The following is an 8,012-nucleotide window of genomic DNA, read 5'->3' as shown; positions in this document are numbered from 1 at the left end:
GAGGGGAAGGTGAAGAGGGCGCCCCGCCCCGCGCGGGCCGCCCTCTTCACCTTCCCCTCCACGCCCGGAGGTTCCTGCCCATGCACGCATCCGTGCTGTCCACTGTCCAGATCGCCGTCACCCTCGGCCTGGTGGCGTGGATGATCACCGGCTTCACCCGCCTGCCCGGCCGCTGGCTGCGCTGGAAGATGTTCTGCCGGGCCACCTTCACGATCATCTCGCTCACCGGCACCAAGGACGGCCGCACCGAGCCGGTGAACGTCTACGACTACCTCTCCCCGGGCAGCTTCATCCTCGGCCCGCCCCAGCTCCAGACGATCCTCGACCACCTCATCGGCAGCGGCCGGTACGACCGGATCGACGGCCACGGCCGCGTCCTGTCCGCCCGCGGCGAGCAGCCCGTGGAGGTGAGGAGCAGCCGTGTGGTTCTTTGACGCCCTCGCCTCCGGCTTCCAGCACCCCACCGACCCCGGACACCTCCAGTGGTTCCGGATCATCTTCGGTACCGTGCTCACCGCGCGGTTCGCCCTCGCCTTCGACCAGGGCGGCTGGGACCGCCTGACTCCCGGCTCGCTCAACGCCCACATCGCCGAGCGGCGCCTCGGCCCTGCCCGGTCCCGTCTCCTGATCAGCATCTACCGGCCCGCGCTCATCGTCCGTACATGCGCCGCCCTAGCCCTGGCGCTCGGGCTTGCCCCCCGCCTCGCGCTGCTGGTGGTCCTGCCCGGGGCTGCGATGGAACTGCTGTACCTCAAGAGCCCCAACGCTGTCCGCTACACCCTGCTGACCGGCGTCTGCCTGCTGCTCGCCGGAGACCTCGGCCGCGGCCTGCACGTCGAACACGGCCTGAGCCCGGCGAACACCTGGGCTCGGTGCCTCCTCGTGCTGGTCACCACCGACATCTACTGGAACAGCGCCTGGCAGAAAATCCGCTCTCCCCAGTTCCGTACCGGCCTCTACCTTGCCCAGTGGATTCATACCTACACGCAGGTCAGGGACCAGCTGCCCTACCGGCGCCAGTACGCCGTCCCCGGCTTCGTCCGCCGTCACACGGGCAACCTCACCGACCGGGACGTCCGCCTCTGGCGCCTGGTCGCGGTCACCGTCATCTCGGCGGAGATCGCGCTGCCGCCCGCACTGCTCTTCCCCCGTACGATGCCGTACGCCGTTGTCGCCGGTATCGGGATGCACGCGGCCTTCACCTGCCTCAAGCCCCGCCAGCTACTCACCTTCTCCGGCCTCACGGTCGGCACCTACTTCGCCTTCGCCGCCTGACCGCCGGGCCCGGCCCCGCAGCCAACGCCAGGCACAGAAGTACGGTTGGCAGGACCCCGTCCCGCTATCCGCGGGTAACGACTCCGATCCAGACCAGAACACGGTGACAGTGGCCGAGTAGTCCCCGCTCATCAGTGCCACACAACCGCGGAAGTGATCGTTAGGGGGCTGTCGGGCTGGGCGGCGGTGCTTGCGGATCGGTCGTACCGCCTTCCTCCTCATCGAGGCACAGCCGGGCAAGCCGCTGGTTTGCCAGGTCCACGGCGTCCCGAAGGCTGCCGCCACTGTTCGGGTAGAGCTCGTGTTCCACCCGCTGTAGCCGGTCCTCGATCGCGCTCACCCGTGCCATGACCCCCGGGCGGCCCGGCACCCCGGGGCGCGCTTCCTCTCCGGCCCAGTCGTCCATGAACTGGTTCACCCGCCGGCCGAGGTGGAGCACGCCGCGAAGTCCCCGCCACACAACGGTGCCGACAGCGGCAAGGGCGGATACGGCGCCACCCCACACCAGCGCTGTGTCGAGGGCCGGGATGCCGGTCACCACGGGATCACCCCTCGGCTCTGGCGTCGCGCGGGGTGTGCTTGGCCTTCCACCCGGCGGCAAAGGTAGTGAGCGTGGGCACGATCGCCAGCACGAACGGGCTGAGGCTGTCGGGCATCCACTCCAGCAGCCGGGCGTTGTCCTGCACCGCGGCGAGGATGCCGAGGAGGCCGGTCGACGCGAGGTAGGCCGCGGCGCTTGCCGCGCTCACCTTCCGTTCGATGGGTCCGTTTGCCATGGTCGCAAGGTCCTTTCAGCCGATGACGTCGAATCCGTGCTTGCGGCCCAGCCGGGTGAGGGAGTCGCGGCCGGGGATGCCGTCGGCGGCCTGTCCGGGCTTGCGGCCGCGGTAGCCGCATCGCTCCTGCCACTCGCTCATGGCCTCGATGGTGTCCGTGCCGTAGTGGCCATCCAGCCGTTTCCGCGCGAGGAGCCCCTCATCCACGAGGGCCGCCTCAACGATCCTCGTCCCGGCGTACGACTCCGGCGTCCCCTGCTTGCCCGGGTCCGTCTTGGCGGCCTTGATGAGCCGGGACAGGGAGACCTTCGGACGCTTCGGCGTCGGCAGCGGCTTGGAGGGCGCCGCCTGACCGAGGCGCTTGGCGATCCGCTCGCGCATGCTCGCCATGGTGAAACCGCGCGGGTCCTGCTTGCCCGGCTGCCACTCCAGGTGACCGATGACGGAACGGGCCGTCCACCCGTGGTGCCGACAGATGGCGGCCGATACCCGCTCGATGGCCTCCAGTTGGGCCGCGGGCCACGGGTCCTCACCGTCGCCGAGGTTCTCACACTCGAAGCCGTAGAAGGCGCGGTTGCCGTCGGTGTTGGCCTCGTTGTCGACGGGCAGGCCCTGCTCGGCGATGACGGCCCGCAACACATCGTCATCACCCAGCCCGGCGTGGTTGGCGCGGCCGTAGCCGACGAGGTAGATGCTGCCGTCCTTGGCGATCATTCCGTGGCAGAGCGGGCCGGGCAGCCCGCTGTACCCGTCGCGGACGATGTCCACAGTGGTAGCGGTGCCTCGGGTGACGGTGTGGTGGATCACCACACCATGCACCGGGCCCCACGGGCCCTTGCTGTTGCGGTTGTGGATCTCCCAGTTGCCGACCTCAACGACGGTCAGGCCCTCGGCGCGCAGAGCGTCAGCGAACTGGGCGGCGGTCATGGGTATGGCCACGCGAGCCCTCCTTGTGTTCAGGAGCTCGGCCCACAACCAGCAGCTACGGACAACTGTACGAGCAGGGAGGACGCCCGGGGATCAGGCCGCCTCGTGGATGGCCAACTTGAACTCCGCGAGCGTCAGGTTCAGCGGGCCAGATGCGTTGTGCCTGACGCGCAGCGCGAGCGGCGTCGAGGGGGTCACGTAAATGCCGTGGCTCTTGGTGAAGAACTGGGCGCCCGGCGTGGGTGCCCGATGGTCCGTCGCCGTGGTGTCGATCACGGCGTTGATGCCGAGCGGGTCACGCGCGTACTGGTCGCGCAACTCCGTGTACTGGCCGCTCGTCTCCGTGGGCGCCTCCCACTGGATCACGGCGTACAGATGGCCCCAACCGCATTTCGACGGCCAGATCAGGCCCGACCGATCGTCAACGTCCCACGCGGTGACCACGTAGCCATCCGGCTGGATCACCTGATGCATCCCGAGCCGGTCGCTCGGCTCGGCCGCCCCAAACGGGAACCGGACGACTGCGTACACGTTCTGCTGGATGAGCTGGGGCGTGTCCCGCTTGAGAGAACACACCTGCACCCCGTTCGTGAGGACTGTGCTCCCGGCCATACCAGCCCTTCCCTCCTCGCCTGAGGTTCGGCCCGGGAGTCTAGCCATCGCCGCTGTGCGGGCCGTCGGCCTCCGATGCCATGTGCCCGGACATCCGGCGCGCGTTCTCCTCCGGCACGCCGGCGCCCAGCAGCGCCTCGTAGTCCTGTCGCGTCCGGACCTCGTCCGCCGCCTGGAGCTGAGCGACGTACGCAGCGTGGTCCGCCGTCAGTTCCTCGAGGCGCGCCCCGTAGCGGGTCGCGGGCACAAGAGTGCCCGGCCGCGCGAGTTGCGGCGGCTCGTGCCCGCCCGTGACCTTGATCAGGCCAGCGGTGCCGTCGTCGTAGACCACGTAATACGTCGCGGTGTGCCCGGCCGGCTCGGCGCCGTCAACGATGGGCATGATCCTCCCTCACAGACTGATGAGCAATGCGCGGATGAACACCTGAATGCGGTCGTACGTCGCCCCGCCCGACCCTCGGCCCATGGTCACGGGCAGGTTGACCGTCGCCGTCGCACCGGGCGCCAGCGACAGCGTGTGCTGGTAGAGCTTCGTCGTCTGCGTATGGGCGCCTGTCATGGTCGACGAGCCGGTGTTCCGCAAGTAGTAGACCCCGTCAGTGTCCTGCCCGTACGAAGCGCCAGCCCCAGCGGGCAGAGTGAAGAAGGCGTCCACCTCCCGCTCGACCAGCAGCAGGGCGCCCCGGCACGGGTCCGGATTCGTCGCCGTGGTGGTGAAGGTATCGACGACGGTGTCGGCTGCGGACGGCACAGTGAGATCGGCATAGGTCCGCGACTCGCTGTACGAGGTGAACGAAACCCGCCCGCGCGGCTCGGACCGCAGCACACCGTTCGCGTCACAGACCACGACCCCGCCGACAGATGCCGGATCACACGGGTACGGCCAGGTTCCGGTCGAAACCGCCAACGGAGCACTGCCGGACCCATCGCCGGTGAGCCCGCACCCAGCTGTCACCGTCGCGGCGCCGGTCGGCACGAACAGGCCACCATCGCCGCCGATCGCGAGGTTGTTGCCCGCGTCGGCCGAGGCACGGGCAGAGATAACACCGGTAGCCACGTCATAAGCCGCGCCGTCCCCAGCCGAGAAGCAGGCGCGCGCCTCGTCGCAGTCGACGCCCCCGGGGACCATGAGGCCGCCGTCACTGCCGAGTTCCAGGCCGTTACCCGTGTCGGTGGAGGGGCGGGCGGAGATGACACCCGTAGCCGCGTCGTAGGCTGCGCCGTCCCCGGCGGAGAAGCACGGGCGCACCTGGTCGCACGTGACGGGCTCCGCGCTGACGATGTAGGGGTTCGCCACACTGCCGGAGCCGTCAACGGTGGTGCCCTCTCCGGCCACGACAAGGCAGTTGCACTGACCGCCACCACAGCCGCAGCGCGCCAAGATGCTCACCCCTCCTTCGGAGGTTCGGTCTTGGCCCGGCCCACAACCAGCGGCGTGAGGGAGTCTATCGACCGCGGTGTCCGGGCAGTATCCGGACGCCGAGGCGGGCACCGCGTGGCGGATAGCCGGACAGTGGCACGGAGGCCGCGCTGACCAGCTCGGATACCGTCCGGACATGCGTGTCCGGACAGTGTCCGGGGTCAGCCGTAGAGCTCCACGATCACGATGCCGTCACCACCCGCAGCCCCGGTCTCAGCGTCGCCGTAGGACAGTCCGCCACCCGCGCCACCGCCGTACCCGCGGGGCGCGGTCCCGGCGCCCGAGGATGCGCGGGCGAACCCGCCGTGCCCGAGCTTCGAATCGCCACCGCCGCCGCTGAGGCCGTTGGTACCGTTCAGGCGGATCGCTCCGCCACCTGCTCCGCCACCCGTCGCCCACTGCCCCGTCCCAGCGAACGGCCCCGGCACGGCAGAGCTGACGTCCATCGCCGTGCCAGAGGTCTGGACGGCGCCGCCGCCGTCTCCACCCGGCGCGGTGACGAACCCGCCGAAGGAGCTGGTGCCGCCAGCCCCTCCGGCCTGATTGGTCGTCCCGGCAGTACCGCCCGCGCCCACGACGACGGTTTCCACCACGCCGAGCGCGGATGCCTCGATCAGCGACTCCGAGTAGCCGCCGCCGGCACCGCCGGGCCGCACGATGCACTCATTCGCCGCAGCGTTCGCCCCGGCCGCTCCTCCACCGCCCCCCTGGACACGGACGAACACCCGGGCCAGCCACGGATAGGCGGTCTTCCTGAACTGGCGTGTACCTGGGTCCTTGAACGTCAGGACCTGGCGCAGGCCCATGCTCCCGGGCCTGAGGCAAAGCTCCCCATCCGCATCGACGACGAAGTAGTCCGAGCACACGCACACGCTGGCCACACAGCACCCCTATACGAGAAACGGCGGCCCGGCCCACAACCAGCGGCTACCCAGCAGCCTAGCGACGGCCGGCCACGCTCCCCGGTCTGCGCGCGATGGCGACTCGCGGCGAGGCCACGTCCCGGCGTCGCTTTCCAGCCATGGATGCGGGTTTCAGACGACTTCGGAACCTTTTCATTTCCGCGAGATTCGCAGGATTCCGGATTCATGAACGTCGATTTCAGCACAGGCGCAGCCGTTTCCCTTAGAGACACGGAGATTTTCCCATGAAACACGGGGGTTCCGACAGCAAACAAGGGGACCTTTCCAACAAGTGCTTTCCGATAGGGGATTTCGGATTGATGATTCCCGACTGACCATCCCCGCCCTGACGTTGCACACCACCCGGCGCGGGGCCATTCTGATGACACAGCGCAACTCGGCGCTGAAATTCGATTTTGCGAGGAAGTCATGGAGATCATCGCTGCGGCGATTACTGCGTTCGCCACCATCACCGCCGTCCTTATCGATCGCCCCCACTGTGCGTGCAGCCAGCACGCGGATGGCCAGAAGCGGGATTAACCGCGCCGGTGTGGCGCTACCGCAAAAGCCACCAGGTGCACTGCGACGCCGGGACCGGCAGCGTTGGCAACGCCCTGCCCACAACGGGGACGGGTCCGCCAGACCCGAACGACCGCGTACGTGGTGGTGACCTCTTCCAAGGTGACGGTGACGCTGCGGTCCCCGTCCGGATCGGGGTCGACGGGAAGCGCTGCGAGGACGGGCGGCTGCGAGTAGGGGGTGGTGAACTCCCAGCGGGCGCGGCCGTCTTCCCCCGTCACTGCGACCGTGACGGTTGTTGTCGAGGGTCCCGGCGGGCCGGGGGGACCAGCGGGGCCGCGCTCGCCTCGCGGGCCCGTGCGCGGCTCGATAGCCGCCTCTGCAAGGGTGTCTGCGGAGCGGGGGCGGCTGGCGCGGCGCGTGGTCGTGCGGGTGCGCCGGTCAAGGTCGCGGAGCATACCGCCGAGCGGGTTGCCGGGCATCCGGCGGGCCGGGCCTCCACGAAGCGCCATCAGCCAGCCTCCGCGCCGGTCGCGGCCACTTGGACCTGGACGCTCTCGCTGCCCGGCGTGCTCTCGGTGCCGCCGTTCTCTGTCACTTTCACGCCGGTGATCTTCAGGCGCTGCGTGATCGTCCGGCATGTCTGCGCGCTCGTGATGTCCAGGCACCAGCCGGGCACGAGCTTCGGGACGTCGACCGCCGCCTGCGGACTGATAGTGACCTCCTGGGAGTCGATGACCACCGGCACCGGCAAGCTCGACCGGAGCTTGGAGCGGGCCGCCGCGGCGGCCGACGTGTCGTCGGGGATCGAGGTCTGCTGGAGGTAGCGCTCCAACAAGCCGTAGTACTCGTGCGGGCCGCCGGCCTCCCCGAGAACATCGCCGTCATCGTCGCCGGCGACGACCCACCGGGTGGCGAGAGCTGTGCCGTCCTCGGCGACGACCAGGCCGTCCGGGAGGTCGGCGTCGGTGAGACGTCCGACGCTCGCTGTGTGGGTTTCCGGCAGGAGGACGATGGTGTCCCCGACCGCGGTGTAGTCCAGGCCGGTCTCCGCCAGGTCGCGGAGGTGGTCGCCGGTCTGCCCCACGTCCTTGATGTACCGGCGCGCGCCACGGACCCCGGCCGGGGCGATCACCTGTACGGAGTGCCCGGGGTCGTCGGGCGCGAAAGCGTCCGAGACGAGCCAGGCCGCGATGTCGGTGAGATCCGAGTCCCCGAACGCGATGTCCTCGTGGGGGACGCGCCGGTCCAGCCACGCGAGGATGTCGCCGGCCCAGATCTCGACCTGGCCGAGCGACCATTCGACTTGGATGATCGGGCCGCCCCACACGAACACCCCGTCGCGGTAGACCATCAGCTTGTGCCGCCAGGAGCGGACGCGTCCCAGCCGCTCGCAGCAATCCCCATCAGGGGTGACCACGATGCGCGCCGTGCTGGTCTCGTCCAGGATCCGCGTCCACTCGACTTCGGTGAGGATGTCCGCGGCGGACACCGTCGCACCGGACTGGTCGATGATCTCCGCGGTATGCGTACCGCACCCGGCAACAGCCATGGGGCCCCTCGTGTGAGGAAGGAGCCCGG

Annotated in this window: 10 protein-coding genes; 2 read left to right on the top strand and 8 right to left on the bottom strand. The window is 69.5% G+C overall.

What is annotated here, in order from left to right; genetic code table 11:
• Together CCN51_RS19680 and CCN51_RS19675 are read left to right on the top strand one after the other, a co-directional pair.
• A partial coding sequence (locus tag CCN51_RS19680) for a hypothetical protein (RefSeq protein ID WP_245881649.1) occupies positions 1 to 434 on the top strand: 434 nt, incomplete at its 5' end.
• Positions 421 to 1,275, top strand: coding sequence for a hypothetical protein (locus tag CCN51_RS19675; protein WP_086859928.1), 855 nt, complete (start codon positions 421 to 423; stop codon positions 1,273 to 1,275). The genes CCN51_RS19680 and CCN51_RS19675, both read left to right, overlap by 14 nt.
• A gap of 160 nt (positions 1,276 to 1,435) precedes the next feature.
• Here CCN51_RS19675 and CCN51_RS19670 read toward each other — a convergent pair whose 3' ends face one another.
• From CCN51_RS19670 to CCN51_RS19635, 8 genes are all read right to left on the bottom strand, one after another.
• Complete coding sequence (locus CCN51_RS19670; protein ID WP_245881648.1) at positions 1,436 to 1,816, bottom strand: hypothetical protein; 381 nt, start codon at positions 1,814 to 1,816, stop codon at positions 1,436 to 1,438.
• A gap of 4 nt (positions 1,817 to 1,820) precedes the next feature.
• Positions 1,821 to 2,051 carry a holin gene (locus CCN51_RS19665; protein ID WP_086859924.1) on the bottom strand — a complete coding sequence of 77 codons (231 nt, stop codon included), beginning with the start codon at positions 2,049 to 2,051 and terminating at the stop codon, positions 1,821 to 1,823.
• A gap of 15 nt (positions 2,052 to 2,066) precedes the next feature.
• Positions 2,067 to 2,990 carry an N-acetylmuramoyl-L-alanine amidase gene (locus CCN51_RS19660; RefSeq protein ID WP_086859922.1) on the bottom strand — a complete coding sequence of 308 codons (924 nt, stop codon included), beginning with the start codon at positions 2,988 to 2,990 and terminating at the stop codon, positions 2,067 to 2,069.
• 81 nt (positions 2,991 to 3,071) lie between these two features.
• Positions 3,072 to 3,590: a hypothetical protein gene (locus CCN51_RS19655; RefSeq protein ID WP_086859920.1), complete on the bottom strand. Its 519-nt coding sequence runs from the start codon at positions 3,588 to 3,590 to the stop codon at positions 3,072 to 3,074.
• 40 nt (positions 3,591 to 3,630) lie between these two features.
• A complete protein-coding gene (locus tag CCN51_RS19650; RefSeq protein WP_086859918.1) occupies positions 3,631 to 3,972 on the bottom strand; it encodes a hypothetical protein in 342 nt (113 codons plus the stop codon).
• Between the two features lie 9 nt (positions 3,973 to 3,981).
• Positions 3,982 to 4,971, bottom strand: coding sequence for a hypothetical protein (locus CCN51_RS19645; RefSeq protein WP_143675846.1), 990 nt, complete (start codon positions 4,969 to 4,971; stop codon positions 3,982 to 3,984).
• Between the two features lie 200 nt (positions 4,972 to 5,171).
• Positions 5,172 to 5,816: a glycine-rich domain-containing protein gene (locus tag CCN51_RS19640; protein WP_483883443.1), complete on the bottom strand. Its 645-nt coding sequence runs from the start codon at positions 5,814 to 5,816 to the stop codon at positions 5,172 to 5,174.
• A 1,126-nt stretch (positions 5,817 to 6,942) separates the two neighbouring features.
• The gene (locus CCN51_RS19635; RefSeq protein WP_086859911.1) at positions 6,943 to 7,983 is read right to left on the bottom strand and encodes a hypothetical protein; all 1,041 of its coding nucleotides are present in this window, start codon (positions 7,981 to 7,983) and stop codon (positions 6,943 to 6,945) included.
• Positions 7,984 to 8,012: the final 29 nt, after the last annotated feature.

The organism is Streptomyces milbemycinicus (assembly GCF_002154605.1).
GTDB lineage: Bacteria > Actinomycetota > Actinomycetes > Streptomycetales > Streptomycetaceae > Streptomyces > Streptomyces milbemycinicus.
The sequence above is the reverse complement of the archived record's forward strand: the minus strand, read 5'-3'. Positions and strand labels throughout refer to the sequence as shown.